The organism is Staphylococcus sp. HMSC055A09 (assembly GCF_001809655.1).
In the GTDB taxonomy this organism is placed as follows: Bacteria; Bacillota; Bacilli; order Staphylococcales; family Staphylococcaceae; genus Staphylococcus; species Staphylococcus capitis.
In genome coordinates, this window is the sequence record NZ_KV798369.1 from 1,149,323 (window position 1) to 1,168,868 (window position 19,546).

Consider the following 19,546-nt stretch of genomic DNA (forward strand, 5'->3'; position numbering starts at 1 on the left):
AATTCTGTAGCTGATGGTTTATTTTGTTGTTCAAAGTCGTCTTTAGTAGCTTCTAATTTAGCTTCTTGAATTTCTTGAGCCTCAGGTGATTGATCTGATAGATTATTGTCACTAACTTCTCTTTGGATTGCTACTTTTTGTGCTTGTAATTCATCAGAAGTTAAACCATCTTTAGAACGATTTCTAAAGTTCTCTACTCTATCTCTTACTGAATTAACGGTGTTTTCTGCCTGTTCTTTATAATTAAGTACTTTATTTCTTAAATCTTGTTCTTTATCTCTTAATTCATCTGTTTTTTTATATACTTTATTTTTATAAAAAAGACCTAAAGCAGAGCCAACGATTGCACTAGCAATAAAACTTACTACGAAGTCTTTACGTTTAGGCGTATTTGATGAATTGCGTGACGTACGGTTATATAAATCACGACCTGTATTATTTCTCTCAAAATTATCGCGGTTATAGTGTTCCATAACGATTCCTCCTAAAACAAAAGCACTTAAATAAGTAAAAACCTCATTTAAGTGCATTTAATTCATTCGTATTAATTATTTGTTAACACGTGTAGTGTAACTATGATCAGAATTGTATTCTGAATTTGAATAGCTATGATTTGCATCGTCAGCTACAGTGTTTGCTTTGTAGTTTGCACTTCCTCTACGGTAGTATCTATTTTGCCATTTGTCAGCAATTTCCATTGCCACATTTGACCATTGAACTACTTGAGAAATTTTATCTTCATTTTGAGAAATATTGTGCGTAATTGAGTTAGTTACTCGGTCTACAGAACCATTTAAAGTTTGAACTGAGTCGCCGATACCTTTAACAGCATCTACAACAGAATTTAAACGATCCACTTTACCTTGAATATCTTCAGTTAAGCGATTTGCTTTATGAAGTAAATCAGTAGTTTCTCGAGTAATACCTTGAACTTGACCTTCAACACCATCAAGTGTTTTAGCCACGTAATCTAAATTTTTCTTAACAGAAATTAAAACTACAACGATACCGATACATAAAATTAAGAACGCTATCGCAGCGATAATTCCTGCAATTGGTAAAATCCAATCCATTAAAAACGCCTCCTAAATACCATAAAATAAAAGTCATTAATATTTAATACCCATGATGTTTTATTATAAACATATTAAAACTCATTTTTTACGCCTAATTTTTCTAAATAAGCTTTAAGTAACTTTTGAATGTCACCAGCGCCCATAAATAAAATGACTGCGTTATCAAATTCTTTTAATATGTCAATACTATTTTCATCTATTAGCGACGAGCCGTCAATACGTTCAATTAAATCTTGTATAGTTAATTCACCTGTATTTTCTCTAATAGAACCAAAAATTTCACATAAGAATACGCGATCTGCTTTACTTAAACTAGATGCGAATTCGTCTAGAAAAGCTTGAGTTCTAGAGAACGTGTGAGGTTGGAAGACAGCTACTACTTCTTTCTGTGGATATTTCTTTCTAGCTGATTCAATTGTAGCACTAATTTCTCTAGGATGGTGAGCGTAATCGTCTACTAATACTTGATTAGATACTTTTGTTTCGTTAAAGCGACGTTTTACACCACCAAAAGTGACTAATGCATCTTTAATGTTGTCAACATTCATCTTTTCTAAATAACTAATCGCAATAACTGAAAGCGCATTTAAAATATTATGGTCACCAAATTGTGGTGATAAGAACTGATCATAAAATTCCCCGTTAGTATAAACATCAAACTGAGTACCTTTTTCGGTGATTTGAATATTTTTAGCATAAATATCGTCAGTCTCTTTAAAACCATAATAATAAATTGGTACATCAGCCTCTAATTTACGTAAATAGTCATCATCACCCCATGCAATTATGGCCTTCTTAACGTTATGAGCCATATCTTGGAAAGCATCATAGACATCTTCAATATTTTTAAAATAATCTGGATGATCAAAATCAATATTCGTCATAATCGCATAATCTGGATGATAACTTAAGAAATGTCTACGGTACTCACAAGCTTCGAATGCAAAATAATCGCTTCCAGGCAATCCCATGCCAGTACCATCACCAATTAAGAATGATGTCTTTTTATCTCCGTTCATAACATGTGACAATAGACCAGTTGTTGAAGTTTTACCGTGAGCACCTGTAACAGCTACAGATGTATATTGATTGATAACATGACCTAGGAAGTCATGATATTTAATGACATCAAGTTTTAATTCATGAGCTTTAACTATTTCTTCATGATTGTCTGAAAATGCATTACCCTGAATGACAACCATGCCTTCTTTAATATTTTCAACATCAAAAGGTAAAATTTTGATGCCTTTGTTACGTAGAGCAACTTCGGTAAATACGTATTTTTCTATGTCTGAACCTTGGACTTCATGACCAAGATCATGCATGATTTGTGCTAATGAACTCATGCCGGAGCCTTTAATTCCGACAAAATGATAGTGCGTCATTTTAATACTCCTTACTCAATTTATTCTTTATTTAAATCCGCTTCAGTAATATAAACATCCCTTGGTTTAGAACCGTTAGCACCTGATATATAACCTAACTGCTCTAATTGATCTATAATTCTAGCTGCTCTATTGTAACCAATTTGGAAATGTCTTTGAATCAATGAAGTTGATATATGTCCTTCATTCACCATAAACTCGCACACGTCATCGAATAAATCATCTTGTGCTTGAGATTGTGTTTTCTTTAATAATTCCTTTTCTTCAAATAAGTATTCAGGTTCTCGCTGCTGTTTAATAAAGTCAACGACATCATCTATTTCCTCATCAGAAACGAATGTACCTTGAACACGAATTGGCTTATTCATTCCACTTCCTAGATATAGCATATCACCATATCCTAATAAGCGTTCCGCGCCACCACTATCTAGAATTGTTCTTGAATCCACGCTTGAAGATACCATAAAGGCAATTCTAGTAGGAATATTTGCTTTAATCAGACCCGTAATAACATTTACTGAAGGTCTTTGTGTAGCCACTAACATATGAATACCACATGCACGTGCTTTTTGAGCAATACGTGCAATTGATTGTTCTACTTCTTGAGGTGCCATCATCATCAAGTCGGCTAACTCATCAATTACTATAACAATTTTTGGCATTCTTTGCTCATAAGGTGCCTTTTTATTAAATGCAGTAATATTTCTTACGTGATATTGAGCAAATAATTTATAGCGTTTCTCCATTTCTTCTACTGCCCATTTTAAACTTTGAGTAGCAGCTTTCACATCTGTAATTACAGGAGAAACTAAATGTGGTAAATCATTGTATGGTGCTAATTCCACCATCTTAGGATCAATCAATAGTAAGCGTAATTCTTCAGGGTGATTTTTATATAATAATGACATTAAGATACTATTGATACAAACCGATTTACCTGAGCCTGTTGCTCCGGCAATAAGTGCATGAGGCGTTTTAGCGATATCCATTAATAATGGTTCATTATTAATTCGATAACCCATCGCTACAGTTAATTTAGACTCTGTATTTTTAAATTTAGGTGTTTCTATAATAGAACGTAAGTTAACCTTAGTTGGGTCTTGATTTGGTACTTCAATACCTACAAGACTTGTTCCAGGAATTGGCGCTTCAATACGTATATCTTTGGCAGCTAATGCCATTTTAATATCGTCTTGAAGTGCAGTAATCCTTGAAACTTTCACACCTTTTTCTACAGATAATTCAAATCTTGTAACACTTGGCCCTTCTGTTACATTTTTAACCTCTGCGGGCACATTGAAATAATAAAGTGCATCATTTAATTCCTGTTTCTTCTCTTCTATCCATTCTTCATCAACTTCGTGTGGTTCAGGTTCTTCTAATAAATCAAAGCTAGGCAATTTAATATTAGGTCCTTTTCTAATTCCTTGTTGCTTATCTTGAGGTGACTCTTGTTGGTTTTTATAAGAATTGGATGCTTGTTCTTTTACTTCCTGATGAGTAATTCCTGTTGCAGAAGTTTTATTATTATTTAGGTTAGTGTCATCATTATCTTTTACAGTTTCTGAGTAATAATTACCGCTACTTCTTCCACTAGTTTCATTATGAGATGTGCTTTGAGTATGCTGTTGAATATGCTTATTGTTAACATTGTCACTTGTAGACACACCTGTAATACCGTCGTCGTTTGATTCAGATTGAGTTTGGTACTCATGTGAAGTTTGTTGATTTGTTTCACTTTCATTTAAATTATTCTCAGAAGTAAATTGACTCTCACTAGAATCCATTTCAGTAGATTGATCAATTTGTTGTTCAGGTTTTAATTCGGGAACATTAATTCTACTATTGTTTTTACTATCCATCATACGTTTCTTATCTGAAGGCGTCATTACCACATTAAATGGTTTACTACCTGCAAATCGCGGTTTATGTGTTGAAACATCTTTTGATTGCGATTGAGTTGTTGGTCTATTTAATTCCGATTCTTGAGCCACACTGCTACCAAATGATTGACCTTCATTAGCTGTCATACTATGTTTTGAATTAACCGTGGAAGCCATAGTATCATTATTTGAAGCATTTACTATCGACGAAGAACTATCACTATTTATCTCACTTGTACTTAATGAAGAAGCTGATTCTTTAAAATCATCATCGTTTTTCTGTCTATGTTTAGCATACTCCTTCTCATTATCAACACTTTGGTTAATTGCATTATTATAGTGTTCTTGCTGTTGTGAATTTTCATTTTCAAGGTGAGAAGTCGATTCTGATGGTTGTAATTCTTGGAATTGAGCATCCTCTACATTATCGTTGTGTGCTTTATCAACACTAGTTTCCTCAGTAGCATTTTCGCTAGAGGCATCACTTACATGCACATCTTCGTCATTTACCTTTTGAATATGTTGTTCATCATCAAGGTTGATTTCTTCATAATTGTACGACGAAGCGCCAATTTGGTCTTCTTTGAATGAAGTTGTTGTAGTTCTTTCTGACACATTATTAGACTGTCCGTCATTCATATCCTCATCATTATGGTCTTCATCTAGAGAGCTTTCACCAATGTATTGGTGTGCTTGTTTCGCGTACATTTCATCAATTGCTTTTTGAATTTGATCTTCTTCATTGTCTTTATTTTGTTGTCTCTTTTGTTGAAGCGCTTTTTTAAATCTTCTTTTTTGAAGGACTTTACGTTCTCTTTCACGTCTGATTTCTTCAACGATTTGTGAAGCATAGATATTTTCAATATTAACAGTGTTATCTTTTTTAGAATAATTAGGTGTTCGTCCTTCAGACTTTTGCGCTGAATGATTGTTAGATTGAAGATGACTTGAAGATGTTTTCTGTGTCTGTTCTGTATCTGAAGTTTTGGCATGGATTTTTGGTTGAGGTTGATTATCTTTAGATGATGATTCTTCAGATTGATAGCCCATTTGTTTATTTATAGATTGACGATACATGTTTACATCATGTGCATTTTTAGGTTGATTCCTTTGTGATTTACTAGTTGCATTATTGCTATTTTGTAGAGAATCTTGTTTAGGTGGAATCACTCCGTTTTCTAAAGGACGTCGTTGCTTAGTTCCAAAAATAGCTGACGGAACGTCGCTCGCTTTGAAACTACCGCCATGATATGTAAGTTCAGAATTCGTAGAGGATTGGAGTTTACTGTTAGATTTCAAACGTTCAGATTGTAATTTCATGCGAGAATTTGACTTATTATTATATGAACGATAATCATCAGATTGACTGTTATTAGAACTTCTTTTAGAACGACTTGACTCGCGATGATGCATTTGATTTTCATTACGATTTGAATGTTGATTAATATGATCATGCTCACGCATTTGAGATGAACGTCTACGGCGATGTCTTTTTCCAGAATTATCAACTAAATTACGTGTAGAGTCATCATCTTGTGTGTCATATGTTCTTGAACCATAATTAGCATTGTATTCAGAAGTTTCATATTTTTTATCATTATCTAGATCGTTATATGAAGCTTCTTCAGATACATGCATAGGAAATCTAAATTTACCTCTTGGGCGATTATAAATATCATTATTTTGAGGCAGTAATGAGTCTTGATTATTTTGTTGAGATTGAGTGCCCTGTCTTCTTTTTTTATTTTTACGTAACAGGTCGTCATTTGAATCATTATCTTCGCCAAATAATTTATCAAACCAGCTCATAATTTCACTACCTTTCTTTATTATTCAAAAAATGCTTGCCCAATTTCATAATCATCATTTAATACCATAATACCCTTCTCTTGAGGTGCATTTGGTAAATCTAATTCTTTCATTGAACAAATCATACCACTTGAATCAACACCACGTAATTTAGCATCTTTGATAACCATTCCACTTGGCATTACAGCACCTACTTTAGCTACTACTACTTTTTGTTCAGCTGCTACATTAGGTGCACCACAAACAATTTGTAAAGTTTCATTACCAACATTAACTTTTAAAACACTTAATTTATCCGCATCAGGATGTTTTTCTTTAGTTTCAACATATCCAACTACAAACTTAGGTGATAAATCAGTATCTAATTGATAGTTAAATCCAGAATTATTAATAGATTGTTGTAACGCCTCAATAATTTCTGAAGTTAATTTGATATGACCGTTTCCTTCTATTTTTATTTTATCTGATACGTTAAAGATATTGAAACCAACAACTTGCCCATCTTGAGTGATTTCGACTACATCATCTTTCTTGTTGTAATCAAATGCACCATCTGTAGGTTCAATCTGTAAAAAAGCTACATCTCCTACACCTTGTGGATTATAAAATAAGTTCATCTATAAAACTCCATTTCTATTGATTATCTTTATTATTAAATTTCTTTCTATTCGCTTCTAATCTCTGTATAACATCAGGATTACGTTTTTGTTTATTATTTTTTCCTAGAATAAATATTGGTTCTAAGTGTCCCTTGTCATAGCCAAATGATAATGAAGTAATTGGTACTAAACCTTTAGTAAAGAATTCCATTGTCAAATGAGCCATGACATCGTAACCTGTTTTATTACGTATATCAGCAATAATTAACACGTCTTGGTGAGGAACTGCAACTAACATCTCACCCTCACATTGTTCTTGGACTTCATTCAAGAATGACGTATTAAGTATGCGACTTGCATCATACCCATCATTAGAATTGATGAAATAAAAAATATTGCCTTTAACCTCATCAGTAGAATATTTATTTTTAAGTTTTCTAACATTGAATAATGACATTTCTTTAATTTGTTGTTCAGTCATATTTAATGTTTTTAACATACTTTCATCTATTAATCTGTATGATTTACCTAAATCGAGAGCATAATAAATATTCGTTTCAGCTGTATGTTCACTATAAATAAATGAATGACCTTCTTTAGTCTTCTTGTCAAAGCTTGTTGCTCGAACAACTGGCATGATTTTTAAATCTTCCATTTTTTCTAAAGAATGATCGCCCATTTGAGCAATTGCTTCTTCTACATAGTAAACAATTTCATCTATAATTTTATCTTTTTGTTCTTCATATTTGGCGACAATAGCATTGAGTTTGATTGTGACACCTTTATGATTATCTGTACGATAAATTCTTAAAGTTTCTTCTTCTCTATCAAATTTAAAGTCTACGTCTAAATGATTTAAACGCGCTTTTAATTTATCTCTCATTTGGAAGACATTCATTTAAAACACTCCTATTTTCGCACCTTATAACAGTTTACAATAAATAACTGCTATATAACAGAAAAAACTAAAAATACGGTGTATAGATAACGTTATTTTCTAAATAAATTGATACTTAAATATATTTTGCTAAAAATGCATCAATTTGATCAATAGATTTTCTTTCTTTACCTATATAGCTACCTTCAAGTTTACCATTTTTATAAACTAAGAAACTGGGTATTCCTAGGATATCGTTATCAATACATATATCAATAAATTTGTCTCTATCTACCGAAACAAAATTAAAGTCTTTATATTTGTTTTCTAATTTAGGTAAATCAGGTTCTATAACTTTGCAGTCTGGGCACCAATCAGCGGTAAATTCAAAGACAGTATTACCTTGTTTTAATTCTTCAAATTGTTGTTCTGTATCAAGTTGTTTCACTTGTTCTACACTCCTTAACCAAATTTTAGTACTTCTATTTGATGATGATTTAAATGAGTTATACATTCTTTTAATAGTTGTCTAGCTGAGTAGTAATCTCTTATATCAAAAACTGCATCCGTGCTGTGTATATATCTTGCGCAAACGCCAATCACTGCTGTAGGTATGCCCTCATTTGCTTTATGGATCTCTCCCCCATCGGTACCACCTGGAGAAATATAATATTGATGTTTAATATCATTTTCTGTGGCTAACTTTAATAAATAATCTCTAAAGCGTGGCTTCAATATCATTGTACCATCTTTAATACGAATTAATGTGCCCTCCCCTAGTGCACCAGAGAGTTGTTGTTTCCCTTTTATATCATTAGCTGGGGAACAATCTACCACGAAGGCAATATCAGGTTTAATTTGCTCAGCAGCCGCTTTTGCACCTCTTAATCCAACTTCTTCTTGAACGTTAGCGCCTACATACAAATCAACATCTAATTCTATATCTTTGAGCAATTCTAATATTTCTATCGCGAGGACACAACCATAACGATTATCCCATGCCTTAGCTATATAACGATACTCAGATAATTGAGTGAAAGATGTGTCAGGAACGATTGTATCTCCAATTTCAATACCTCTTTCTCGTACTTCTTCTTGAGATGAAGCACCGATATCTAACATTAAATCTTTTATTTCCGGAGCCGCTTCATTACCTGTTCTAAAGTGCTTTGGAATATTGGCAACAACGCCAACAATCTCATTGCCATTTCTATTTTTAACTTTCAGTCTTTGTCCTTGCCATATATCATTAGCAACGCCACCTAAATTAGTAAACTGAATCATACCATTATCAGTTACATGAGTAATCATAAAACCTATCTCATCCATATGTGCAGCAATCATTACTTTAGGGGCATTGCTTTGTTTAGATTTCTTAACTCCATAAATTCCACCCATGTTATTTTGAACAAATTCATCAACATAGGGGTTCATTTCTTGTTTCATATAATCTCTTACTTCATCTTCAAAACCTGGGGCTCCATGAAGCTCTGTTAATTGTTTTATGCGTTCTAAAGTTTTCGTATTATCTATCATCATACACAATCTCACTCCTTGCACTCTATTATATCATCTTCAATATGGTAAACTAAGAATAAGAATTTAGATAAGAGGAGATTATATGATGAAGTCTTTTAATTTTAAAGGTATAGCAATAGTGATGCTTTTCGTAACATTTATAACTTCACTATGTTTAGCATTTTACTTAACAAAGCGAAAATTATATAATGCCAATGACTTATTAAAAGAAGTTAAAACGTATTTTAGAAACGTAAAAGGCTCTTATGTAGTACATCAACCTATTGTCTTGAATAATGTTAATCATAACCAACCTATCTATCAAGGTGGTATTACAGCTTATCATGATGGTAAATTAGTAGACTATGAGTTTTATGCCGATGCTAATTCTGGTCAAGTTATCGATATTATCGAGTTATAGCATTCTATAATTAAGGTTATCGTTTGAATATTTTATCAAACGATAACCTTTTTTTATTGTCTAGAAATAAATGTATCAATTGTTTTGAAGTCATCTTGGTATTTTACCGCAAAATAATTTTCATCATGATAAAACAAGAACCAATAATTATGATGCATGAAATATGGGATTAATCGTTCCTTTTCTCTAATGGATTGCATCGGATAGTCATCATAAGCTGTCACCCAAAGTGGATTAAGATGAGCAGTAGTCGGTAATATATCAGCCATATGCACAGCGTATTCATTATCACTTTCAATCGTAATGATTGAGTGACCGAAACTGTGCCCGCCTGTGTGCTTCATCTTTATACCAGGATAAGGTTCTATCTCATTTTCAAATAAAATTAACCTTTCCTTATAATCCCCTTGATTATAACTCCAATAAGTAGCTTGACTTCTTATGTTAGGTGAAAGAAATTCATGCCACTCGTCTTGCTGTATGAAATGTGTAGCTCGGTCAAAAATTGCATGTCCATCTTTATCTGTTAAACCAGAAGCGTGATCAAAGTGAAGATGGGTCATTAAGACCATATCAATATCAGAGGTTGTTAAACCTAATTGTTTTAAATCCTCATCTATTAAGCTCTCATATTCAACACCACTATTTCTTTGTTGTTTATCTGAAAGTTTACCATTACCAATACCCGTATCGATTAAAATATTCTTATCACTAGTTTGAATTAAAATAGGATGTGTCGGAGTATGAATTTGATTCTTATCATTTACTTTGTATTTTTTAGTCCATAACGGTTTGGGAACAACACCAAACATCGCCCCACCATCTATATTAGTGTTTCCACCTCTTAAATAATGGGGAGTAAATCGCCCTAATTTCAAAGATAACGCCTCCTTGACATTATTGAACTTCTCATAGAAATGATGTAAATTACATCTTTTATTAAAAATTATTATAAGTCACTATTAAAATCAAATGTAAGCATTTTATAGGAAAGTTTAAGTTCCCAGTCAATCTCATAGAAGTTTGAGTATACAAAATTTGATTCTCATTTTGAAATAGTTTATTAGGTAAAATAAAAAAAGCCTACAAAGTTTGTAACTTTGTAGACGTTCTATTTAAGACAATAGTTATATTATTTTCTTCTTTAAGGACTTTATAAATCCTTGTGAAATTTTGCTTCCATACGATAGATTCTTGAGCCTTTATCAGAAAACTTTTTCTCATATTCTGTTAGAATATTATCTTCATCATCTTCGTCATGTAGGTTTAAATTCATTTTTGTAAAATACATCCCAAATTGCGACATACTCTCAAGACTATATGCAAATAAACCACGATTGTCTGTTTTAAAGTGAATTTCTCCATCGTCCTTGAGAATCTGCTTATATAGAGCAAGGAATGTGTGATATGTAAGACGTCTTTTTGCATGACGTTTCTTTGGCCAAGGGTCTGAGAAATTAAGGTATATTCTTGAAATTTCTCCATCTTTAAAATATTCATTTAACTCAATAGCATCATTACAAATCATTTTAAGATTAGTTAAATTAAGTTCTTTTGTTTTATCAAGAACTTTATACATGACACTTTTCTCACGTTCCATTGATACAAAATTAATTTCTGGATGTTTAGAAGCTAAAGTAGTTATAAACTGCCCCATTCCTGAGCCAATTTCTATATATATTGGTTGTTCTGTGTCAAACCAATCAGACATACGGCCTGCGTGAGTACCGTCCATGTCTACTAGGTCAGGATGTTCTTTTAAATAATCTTCTGCCCAAGGTTTGTATCGAACTCTCATATTAAATTACTCCTTATATAAATAAGTTGCTATTCATAACTTCATTTAAGAATTTCAACCACATATTCATATCTTTATATCGTTTTTGTTCTTCATACCATTGAACCATACCAATGGATTGAATCACTGTATACCATTTCATACGTTTATTTAAATTGATACTCTCTTCTAGGCCATATGTATCAAACCATTTTGACCATTTAGATTGAGGAACATAGTTGTAAAGCAGCATACCTATATCTATAGCTGGGTCTGCAATCATTGCCCCTTCCCAATCAACGAGATACAATTCATCTCTATCAGACAATAACCAATTGTTATGGTTAACATCTCCATGTACTACAGTAAAAAAGCGTGAATCTAAATTTGGAATATGATCTTCTAAATAAGTTAAAGCTTTTCTAACAACATGGTGAGTTAGAACTTCTCTAGATAAAGAGGCATTAATTTTATTTAACATGATATCAGGAGTGATAGGTTCCATTTCCATACGTTTAAGCATGCTTAACAATGGTTTAGAACTGTGAATTTTATTGAGTAATTTCGCTACTCTGGTTTGATCCATTTCATCAGATTTTAATTCTCTACCGTTCTTCCAATGCTGTGCGGTAACAACTTCTCCTGTTTCAATTCTTTTCGTCCATACAAGTTTAGGTACAATTCCTTCTGCAGACAATGCAGCAATAAAAGGATTAGAATTACGTTTTAAAAATAATTTCTGTCCATCTTGTTCAGCCATATATGCTTCACCAGAAGCACCGCCAGCTGAATCAAGCGTCCACCCTAACTGATAAAACTGCTCCAACATGTTCACCTCACTTTCAATTAGAAAATGGCTCTAGAAATATATTTTCAAGAGCCATATATTCTAATTTATAGAAAAGCGCATATTCTAATTTTCTCTTACGCTCAATTGATATTTAGATAACAGTTTTTTAAGTTGGCTTTATAATATAAAATTCCCTAAATATTTTATTTAATCAGCCCGTTCATTATTTATCACTCATAGAAGATTTTATAATTTTTAAGGGTCAATTTCAACTAAAAATGAGAAACAAAATGACACATTTTACTAGTCGAAAGTACTTGTATTTTCTAAATCACTTTAATATAAATTATAACATAATTTTAGCACTAATTATTGAGAAATTAAGACAATTTTATTAAGATTTTTAAAGTTTAAATAATTTTAAAATTTAAGGTTTTAAATACTATGTGATTTAATGTACTTATTAAAGCCTTCTTGCAATTTACGAGTTACATCTCCTACTTTTCCATTGCCAATATCGTGACCATCCACTTTAATCACTGGCATGACTTCAGCAGAGGTACTAGAAATAATAACCTCATCAGCATTTTTTAAGAAATCAACTGTAAATGTCTCTTCTTTGAATGGTATGCCGTAATCTTCAGCGATCCATTTTATTACACGGCGAGTAATACCATTTAAAATAAAGTTATTGATTGGATGCGTATAAATTGCACCATCTTTAATCGCATAAACGTTACTAGATGCACCTTCTGTAACTGTCTCACCTCGATGTTGAATCGCTTCTGTAGCGTTATATTTAACAGCATATTCTTTTGCTAATACATTTCCTAAAAGATTTAAACTTTTTATATCACAACGTAACCAACGAATATCTTCAGTTGTCACACCATATACTCCGTTTTCTAATTGTTCATATGGTCTGTCATAACTCTTAGTAAATGCCATGATTACTGGTTTTGTTGGAGGCGTCGGGAAGGAATGTTCACGAGGCGCTACACCTCTAGTTGCTTGAATATAAATTCCACCATTTTTCACATTATTTTCGTTTAATAATTGACGAACTAAATCAATTAACTCATCTACTGTATATCCTAAATCTAGGCCAATTTCATTTGCGCTTCTCAAAAATCGTTCAAAGTGTTCTTTAACTGTAAATAATTTTCCTTCGTAAGCACGAATATATTCATAGATTCCATCGCCAAATACATAACCACGATCTTCGTAAGATACTTTAGCGTCTTTTTCGTTCAAAAATTCCCCGTTAATAAAAACTTTTGTCATCGTTTATCCCTCCACACATAAAGCATAAATTGCCTCTAAATAAATACTGGTTGCGTTAATCAATTGTTTTTTAGTCATATATTCATTTTTTTGATGCATTAAATCTTCAGTATCTTCAAACATAGCACCAAATGCGACGCCTTTGTCTAGGTTTCTAGCATAAGTCCCCCCACCAATCGTGTAAGGTTCAGTCATATCGCCAGTTTGGTTTCTATATGCTTTGACAAGTTTCTCCACAAATGGATCATCTTTATCTACATAATGTGGCTTTTGAACTTTTCCAAGTTCAAGGCTAAATCCGATGTCTTTAATTTCATTAGTAAATCTTTCAACAGCCTCTTCAAATTCAAATCCCTGAGGATATCTTAAGTTCACACCGTATCTTCCAGCTTCTTTATTATCGTATTTAATAATTCCTATATTAGTAGTAACGTCTCCCATTACATCTGTATGGAATTTCATACCCATTTTTTCTCCAAAATGAGAATCAAAGAGATAACGATTATTGAATTCAACAAAATCTTTTGCACTTTTATCTAAATTTAAAGAAGACAAGAATTTAAGTAGATATAATCCAGCATTGACGCCTAGTGAAGGATCCATGCCATGAACCGCTTTACCTTCAACCGTTAAGATTAAAATTCCACTATCAACGGTACTTTCTCCTTGAAGCTCATTTTGTTCAACGAAATATTCAAAGTTTTGAATCACATCTGTCATATTTTCTTTAACTAAAACACGGGCTTCAGCATGATCTGGTACCATGTTATATCTTTGACCAGATTCAAAGTTTAATAATTCATAATCTGGTTCATCTACATCTTCATTTATTTGATCTTGAATTAAATCAAATGTAGTGATTCCTTTTTCACCATGTATCGCTGGGAACTCAGCATCAGGTGCAAAACCTAATGTAGGCATTTCTTCAGTTTGGAAATATCTATCTGTACATTTCCAATCAGACTCTTCATCTGTACCTATAATCATATGAATACGTTTCTTCCAATCTACGTTCATATCATTCAATATTTTCACGGCGTAATATGCCGCAATTGTAGGTCCTTTGTCATCTAGTGTACCTCTGGCAATAATTGCATCGTCTGTTACTACAGGATCAAATGGGTCAGAATCCCATCCATCACCAGCCGGAACAACGTCTACATGACATAAGATACCTAAGACATCTTCTCCTTGGCCAGCTTCTATTCGTCCGGCTATATGATCTACATCATGTGTTGAAAACCCATCTCTCTCAGCTAATTCGTACATGTAATCTAAAGCTTGTCTTGGTCCGGGTCCGACAGGTGCATCTTCAGAGGCTTTAGAATCATCTCTTACACTTTCAATAGATAATAAGCCCTTAAGATCATCAATCATTTGATTTTCATATTCTAGAACCTTTTCTTTCCACATTTGAGATCGACTTCCTTTTTATATAAGTTAAACTCCATTTTACAATATGTTACTCAGAAACTACAGTAAGATGTCAGAAAATTACTTAATTTTTTGTAATGATGATTTTCAAGTTAAATTATATCAAGTTTCGGAGTACTAATATAATGCATATTTGCGTTTCAAATTAAATGCTTTATATATTTTTTGAGATAAAAAAGAAGCCTATAGATGAACTTCTAGCGTTCATCTATAGGCTCTTTATTATTATGATTTAAATTGATAAATTTTATTTATTCTTTATCTTCTAAAGCATTTTTATTATTTTTTAAATCATCTTCAGAGACAACTCTTAGATTATTAGAAGTTGTTGCGCCACCTTCGTCGTCAAACTTTCCTTCTTCTAAATCATCTGCTTTTTTGTCATCTAAATCAGTAAATTTAGATTTTTCTTCTTCAAAGAATGCTTTAGGATCATTTTTAATACGATCAACATAATCTCTTGGATTATTTCTTACTTCTTGAATCGTTTCATTGGCTTTGTTTCCAATTTGGCTAGCAAAGTCTTTAGCGTTTGCTTTGTATGATTCAGGATTTTCTTTATATTTGTTATATTCATTTTTAAGTTTGTCACGACTGTCTTTGCGTGATAAAGCGACTGCTGCAACAGCGCCACCAATGCCTAATGCAATTCTAAATAAATTTGTACTTTTACCCATAATTGTACACCTTCTCCTTTGTCATTTTTTTAGATTTTCGAAATCTTGTTCATTTAAAAAACGATATTCACCAGAATTTAGAGTTTCATCTAATTCTAAATTGGCGATTTTAACACGTTTCAATTCTAATACCTCATTTTCGATACTATGAAACATTCGTTTTACTTGATGATATTTTCCTTCATAAATCGTAACATATGAAAGTCTATCATTTCCTTTAATAAGTTCTGCCGGTTTGACCTTACCATCAGAAAGTTCTACGCCTAATTTAAAAGCTTCTATATCTGACTGCTTAATAGGATATTTAGATATAACTTCATAAGTTTTAGATACATGTTTTTTGGGGCTCATTAATTCATGATTAAATTGTCCATCATTAGTTAATAAAAGTAACCCTTCTGTGTCTTTATCTAACCTTCCTACAGGAAAAATCCCTAAATGTGAAAATTCAGGGATTAAATCTAAAACAGTTTGATGAGCGTTATCTTCTGTAGCTGAAATATAACCTTTAGGTTTATTTAGCATCATATAGACGTTATCTACATATGAAATCTCTTCACCATCAACCACTACTTTGTCGGTTTCAGGGTCAATTTGAGATTTAGGTGTTTTAATTTTTTTCTCATTAGCCTCTACAAGACCTTTTTTAAGTAATTGTTTTACTTCAGTACGAGTGCCTAAACCCATATTAGCTAGAAATTTATCTATTCTCATCTTAAAAACGTCACTTTTCGTCTAATTTTTTCAGGAACATCACCTAAAAATTCGTCAGCCAGTCTATTCTTGATTGTAATGCCACCATAAATAAGCGCACCAACAATAACACTTATAGCTATTATAATGAGGTAACCAAATCTAGTAGGATTTAGGAATAATTTAAGAATGAAGTATACAACCTCTACACCTATCATCATGATGAAGGAGTATAAGAATATTTTAGCAAATTGAATCCAACTATAGCTGAATTTGAATTTCGCATATTTTTTTAAAATATAGAAATTACAGCCAATCGCAAATAATAATGCAATTGCAGTGCTTAGTACCGCACCTGGAGTGTGTAAAAGCATAATAAGCGGATAGTTTAGTGCTAATTTAATGACTACTGAACCTAAAATAACAAAGACTGTTAATTTTTGCTTATCAATACCTTGCAACATAGAAGCAGTTACACTTAATAGTGAAATTAATATCGCTACGGGTGCATAATAGAATAGTAATCTACTTCCGTCAAAGTTAGGGTCGTGACCATGAACAATAGGATCATAACCATAGAATACAGTAAATAAAGGTTGCGCTAATGCCATAATACCTATACTAGCTGGTACTGTAATAAACATTAGGACACCAATAGATGTTCTAATTTGTCTATGCATTTCCTCTAGACGACCCTCTTCATAAGTTTTTGTAATAAATGGAATTAAACTCACCGCAAAACCAGCACTTAATGATGTTGGGATCATTACAATTTTATTTGTAGACATATTTAACATGTTAAAGAATGTATCTTGTAACTTTGGATTTACGCCAACTAAACTTAGAGCCCCGTTATGTGTAAATTGATCTACTAAATTAAATAATGGAAAATTTAAACTTACAATTACAAATGGAATACTGTAAGCAATAATCTCTTTATACATGTTTCCATAAGAAACATGCATATTAGCTGTATCAGACTCAACCATTTCTTTAATATTTCTTCTACGTTTAATCCAATAATACCAAAGCGTAATAATTCCAGCTATAGCTCCGATTGCTGCTGCGAACGTGGCAATTCCATTTGCTTGTAGAACTGTACCATTAAATACATTTAAAGCTAAGTAACTACCTACTAATATGAAAATAATTCGGGCAATTTGCTCTGTTACTTCTGAAACAGCTGTTGGGCCCATAGATTTGTATCCTTGGAATATACCTCTCCATGTAGCTAAAACTGGTATAAATATAACTACCATACTGATAATTCTTATAATCCATGTAATATCAGCAACTGACCAACCAGTTTTCGCATTATTCTTACGCGATAAAGTTAACTCTGCTATGTATGGAGCTAAAAAATATAAAATTAGAAAGCCAATTACACCCGTAATACTCATTACAATGAAACTTGACTTATAAAACTTTTGACTGACCTTATAAGCACCTAAAGCATTGTACTTAGCTACGTATTTAGAAGCTGCTAGTGGCACCCCTGCAGTTGCTACAGCAATTGCAATATTATAAGGAGCGTAAGCATAAGTAAAAGGAGCCATATTTTCTTGCCCGCCAATCAATGAAGTGAACGGGATAATAAACAGCACACCTAATACTTTAGTAATTAAAATACTTAATGTAATTAAAAAGGTTCCTCGAACCATTTCTTTACTCTCACTCATTACCTATCTTCCTATCTTAAAATTTTATTAAAGTTTTATATCGTGTTGTTTATATCAAAACTTATTACCTTGCATTACTTAAAAATATATCACAAAATAATAAATGTTTGTCTTTTATTTTCCACTTTTTAGACATTGTAAAAATTATGTTTTAAAAAGCTATGTATCTGTAGAAAAAAGACACGATGTTAGTATTAATTTAATGAGGTTCCAAGTTTCATATTATAATTATATTTTTACTCTTTGTCATCTCATACCTTAATTTTTATTAGATAATACTTAAATAGTCTTATACAATTGTAACAAGGAATATGTGGAGGTAACTCAATGTATCAAACTATTATAATTGGCGGAGGTCCCAGCGGTTCAATGGCTGCAGTCGCCGCAAGTGAAGTAAGTGATAATGTCTTATTAATTGAAAAGAAAAAGGGTTTAGGACGAAAATTGAAAATATCAGGTGGAGGTCGTTGTAATGTTACTAATCGCCTACCCTATGCTGAAATAATCAAAAACATACCTGGTAACGGTAAATTTCTTTATAGTCCTTTCTCAGTTTTTGATAATGAATCTATTATTGAATTTTTTGAAAGCCGAGGCGTGAAATTAAAAGAAGAAGATCACGGTCGGATGTTCCCTGTATCCAATAAAGCACAGGATGTTGTAAACACTTTGATTAAACAAATTAATGAAAACAAAGTTAATGTTATGGAGGAAACTCCAGTCACAGAAATTTCTCATGATAACGGTATTTTTTATGTTACAACTCAAAAAGGTGAATTCCAAAGTAAATCTTTAATCATTGCTACTGGTGGTACATCTGTACCACAAACAGGGTCAACTGGAGACGGTTATCAATTCGCCGAATCTCTTGGCCACTCTATAACCGAACTCTTCCCTACAGAAGTTCCAATAACTTCTAGAGACGCTTTCATTAAATCAAAACGTCTTAAAGGATTAAGTTTGAAAAATGTAGAATTATCAGTTTTAAAGAAAAATGGTAAAAAAAGAATAAGCCATCAAATGGATATGATATTTACGCACTTTGGTGTAAGTGGTCCAGCTGCGCTTAGATGTAGCCAATTTGTCTATAAAGAACAAAAGAATCAAAAGAAACAGGATATTGCTATGCAATTGGACGTATTTCCAGATTTAAATCACGATCAACTCTCTCAAAAAATTAACTCCTTATTAAAGGCTGAACCAGATAAGTATATAAAAAATAGTTTGCATGGCTTAATTGAAGAACGTTACTTATTGTTTATGTTAGAACAATCCGATATTAGTGATGAAACTACATCTCATCATTTGTCTAATCAACAATTAAATCATTTTATCTCAAATTTAAAAGGATTTACGTTTAACGTTAATGGAACACTCCCCATTGATAAAGCGTTTGTCACTGGTGGTGGTGTATCTTTAAAAGAAATACAACCTAAAACAATGATGTCAAAAATCGTTCCAGGATTATTTTTGTGTGGAGAGGTATTAGATATACATGGTTATACTGGTGGATACAATATAACCAGTGCATTAGTGACAGGTCACGTTGCTGGATCTAATGCTGGAACTTTTAAAAATGAATCCTAATATATTTAAAACCTTCTAGGTAACGTTTTATGCTACCTAGAAGGTTTTTTGAGTAGT

The 19,546-nt window shown here is 32.3% G+C and carries 17 protein-coding genes and 1 pseudogene; 2 read left to right on the plus strand and 16 right to left on the minus strand.

Annotated features, from left to right (window positions below; all coding sequences use genetic code 11):
* From HMPREF2642_RS11905 to HMPREF2642_RS10920, 8 genes and pseudogenes are all read right to left on the minus strand, one after another.
* A pseudogene (locus tag HMPREF2642_RS11905) lies at positions 1–473 on the minus strand (smooth muscle caldesmon); the annotation flags it as partial.
* A 75-nt stretch (positions 474–548) separates the two neighbouring features.
* Positions 549–1,073, minus strand: a complete 525-nt coding sequence (locus tag HMPREF2642_RS10890) for a DUF948 domain-containing protein (RefSeq protein WP_002453468.1) — start codon at positions 1,071–1,073, stop codon at positions 549–551.
* 74 nt (positions 1,074–1,147) lie between these two features.
* Entirely contained in the window at positions 1,148–2,461 is a 1,314-nt protein-coding gene (murC, locus tag HMPREF2642_RS10895) for a UDP-N-acetylmuramate--L-alanine ligase (RefSeq protein ID WP_002434715.1), read from the minus strand.
* Positions 2,462–2,481: 20 nt separating this feature from the next.
* Positions 2,482–6,153 (minus strand): DNA translocase FtsK, encoded by a 3,672-nt coding sequence (locus HMPREF2642_RS10900; RefSeq protein ID WP_070597867.1) that lies wholly within the window; start codon positions 6,151–6,153, stop codon positions 2,482–2,484.
* 20 nt (positions 6,154–6,173) lie between these two features.
* Positions 6,174–6,770 (minus strand): YtpR family tRNA-binding protein, encoded by a 597-nt coding sequence (ytpR, locus tag HMPREF2642_RS10905; RefSeq protein WP_002434829.1) that lies wholly within the window; start codon positions 6,768–6,770, stop codon positions 6,174–6,176.
* A 16-nt stretch (positions 6,771–6,786) separates the two neighbouring features.
* Positions 6,787–7,650 (minus strand): DUF1444 domain-containing protein, encoded by an 864-nt coding sequence (locus HMPREF2642_RS10910; RefSeq protein WP_070597868.1) that lies wholly within the window; start codon positions 7,648–7,650, stop codon positions 6,787–6,789.
* Between the two features lie 115 nt (positions 7,651–7,765).
* Positions 7,766–8,077, minus strand: coding sequence for a thioredoxin family protein (locus HMPREF2642_RS10915; protein ID WP_030058669.1), 312 nt, complete (start codon positions 8,075–8,077; stop codon positions 7,766–7,768).
* A 14-nt stretch (positions 8,078–8,091) separates the two neighbouring features.
* On the minus strand, positions 8,092–9,168 hold the full coding sequence (locus HMPREF2642_RS10920; RefSeq protein WP_023350088.1) for a M42 family metallopeptidase: 1,077 nt from the start codon (positions 9,166–9,168) through the stop codon (positions 8,092–8,094).
* 85 nt (positions 9,169–9,253) lie between these two features.
* Here HMPREF2642_RS10920 and HMPREF2642_RS10925 point away from each other — a divergent pair, with 85 nt between their 5' ends.
* On the plus strand, positions 9,254–9,568 hold the full coding sequence (locus HMPREF2642_RS10925; RefSeq protein WP_049427341.1) for a peptidase: 315 nt from the start codon (positions 9,254–9,256) through the stop codon (positions 9,566–9,568).
* A gap of 53 nt (positions 9,569–9,621) precedes the next feature.
* On the opposite strand, the gene HMPREF2642_RS10930 is transcribed toward HMPREF2642_RS10925, so the two are convergent.
* The 8 genes from HMPREF2642_RS10930 to HMPREF2642_RS10965 form a co-directional block, all read right to left on the minus strand.
* Positions 9,622–10,446, minus strand: coding sequence for a YtnP family quorum-quenching lactonase (locus tag HMPREF2642_RS10930; RefSeq protein ID WP_070597869.1), 825 nt, complete (start codon positions 10,444–10,446; stop codon positions 9,622–9,624).
* 275 nt (positions 10,447–10,721) lie between these two features.
* A complete protein-coding gene (gene trmB, locus HMPREF2642_RS10935) occupies positions 10,722–11,366 on the minus strand; it encodes a tRNA (guanosine(46)-N7)-methyltransferase TrmB (RefSeq protein WP_023350085.1) in 645 nt (214 codons plus the stop codon).
* Positions 11,367–11,379: 13 nt separating this feature from the next.
* Positions 11,380–12,171, minus strand: coding sequence for a phosphotransferase family protein (locus tag HMPREF2642_RS10940; protein ID WP_002434704.1), 792 nt, complete (start codon positions 12,169–12,171; stop codon positions 11,380–11,382).
* Between the two features lie 399 nt (positions 12,172–12,570).
* Positions 12,571–13,419, minus strand: coding sequence for a D-amino-acid transaminase (gene dat, locus HMPREF2642_RS10945; protein ID WP_049427347.1), 849 nt, complete (start codon positions 13,417–13,419; stop codon positions 12,571–12,573).
* 3 nt (positions 13,420–13,422) lie between these two features.
* Positions 13,423–14,832 carry a dipeptidase PepV gene (gene pepV / locus HMPREF2642_RS10950; RefSeq protein ID WP_049427349.1) on the minus strand — a complete coding sequence of 470 codons (1,410 nt, stop codon included), beginning with the start codon at positions 14,830–14,832 and terminating at the stop codon, positions 13,423–13,425.
* Between the two features lie 272 nt (positions 14,833–15,104).
* Positions 15,105–15,530, minus strand: a complete 426-nt coding sequence (locus HMPREF2642_RS10955; RefSeq protein WP_002434662.1) for a YtxH domain-containing protein — start codon at positions 15,528–15,530, stop codon at positions 15,105–15,107.
* 21 nt (positions 15,531–15,551) lie between these two features.
* Positions 15,552–16,244 (minus strand): pseudouridine synthase, encoded by a 693-nt coding sequence (locus HMPREF2642_RS10960; RefSeq protein ID WP_049427352.1) that lies wholly within the window; start codon positions 16,242–16,244, stop codon positions 15,552–15,554.
* The gene (locus HMPREF2642_RS10965) at positions 16,241–17,902 is read right to left on the minus strand and encodes a putative polysaccharide biosynthesis protein (protein ID WP_070597870.1); all 1,662 of its coding nucleotides are present in this window, start codon (positions 17,900–17,902) and stop codon (positions 16,241–16,243) included. The genes HMPREF2642_RS10960 and HMPREF2642_RS10965 overlap by 4 nt, the downstream gene beginning before the upstream one ends.
* A 327-nt stretch (positions 17,903–18,229) precedes the next feature.
* On the opposite strand from HMPREF2642_RS10965, the gene HMPREF2642_RS10970 reads away from it, so the two are divergent.
* The gene (locus tag HMPREF2642_RS10970; protein WP_049427355.1) at positions 18,230–19,489 is read left to right on the plus strand and encodes a BaiN/RdsA family NAD(P)/FAD-dependent oxidoreductase; all 1,260 of its coding nucleotides are present in this window, start codon (positions 18,230–18,232) and stop codon (positions 19,487–19,489) included.
* Positions 19,490–19,546: the final 57 nt, after the last annotated feature.

Excerpts from the sequence above, each read along its gene's own strand:
- HMPREF2642_RS10890 (WP_002453468.1), bottom strand. The coding sequence starts at position 1,073 with ATGGATTGGATTTTACCAATTGCAGGAATTATCGCTGCGATAGCGTTC.
- murC (WP_002434715.1), bottom strand. The coding sequence starts at position 2,461 with ATGACGCACTATCATTTTGTCGGAATTAAAGGCTCCGGCATGAGTTCA.
- HMPREF2642_RS10900 (WP_070597867.1), bottom strand. The coding sequence starts at position 6,153 with ATGAGCTGGTTTGATAAATTATTTGGCGAAGATAATGATTCAAATGAC.
- ytpR (WP_002434829.1), bottom strand. The coding sequence starts at position 6,770 with ATGAACTTATTTTATAATCCACAAGGTGTAGGAGATGTAGCTTTTTTA.
- HMPREF2642_RS10910 (WP_070597868.1), bottom strand. The coding sequence starts at position 7,650 with ATGAATGTCTTCCAAATGAGAGATAAATTAAAAGCGCGTTTAAATCAT.
- HMPREF2642_RS10920 (WP_023350088.1), bottom strand. The coding sequence starts at position 9,168 with ATGATGATAGATAATACGAAAACTTTAGAACGCATAAAACAATTAACA.
- HMPREF2642_RS10925 (WP_049427341.1), top strand. The coding sequence starts at position 9,254 with ATGAAGTCTTTTAATTTTAAAGGTATAGCAATAGTGATGCTTTTCGTA.
- trmB (WP_023350085.1), bottom strand. The coding sequence starts at position 11,366 with ATGAGAGTTCGATACAAACCTTGGGCAGAAGATTATTTAAAAGAACAT.
- dat (WP_049427347.1), bottom strand. The coding sequence starts at position 13,419 with ATGACAAAAGTTTTTATTAACGGGGAATTTTTGAACGAAAAAGACGCT.
- pepV (WP_049427349.1), bottom strand. The coding sequence starts at position 14,832 with ATGTGGAAAGAAAAGGTTCTAGAATATGAAAATCAAATGATTGATGAT.
- HMPREF2642_RS10955 (WP_002434662.1), bottom strand. The coding sequence starts at position 15,530 with ATGGGTAAAAGTACAAATTTATTTAGAATTGCATTAGGCATTGGTGGC.
- HMPREF2642_RS10960 (WP_049427352.1), bottom strand. The coding sequence starts at position 16,244 with ATGAGAATAGATAAATTTCTAGCTAATATGGGTTTAGGCACTCGTACT.
- HMPREF2642_RS10965 (WP_070597870.1), bottom strand. The coding sequence starts at position 17,902 with ATGAGTGAGAGTAAAGAAATGGTTCGAGGAACCTTTTTAATTACATTA.
- HMPREF2642_RS10970 (WP_049427355.1), top strand. The coding sequence starts at position 18,230 with ATGTATCAAACTATTATAATTGGCGGAGGTCCCAGCGGTTCAATGGCT.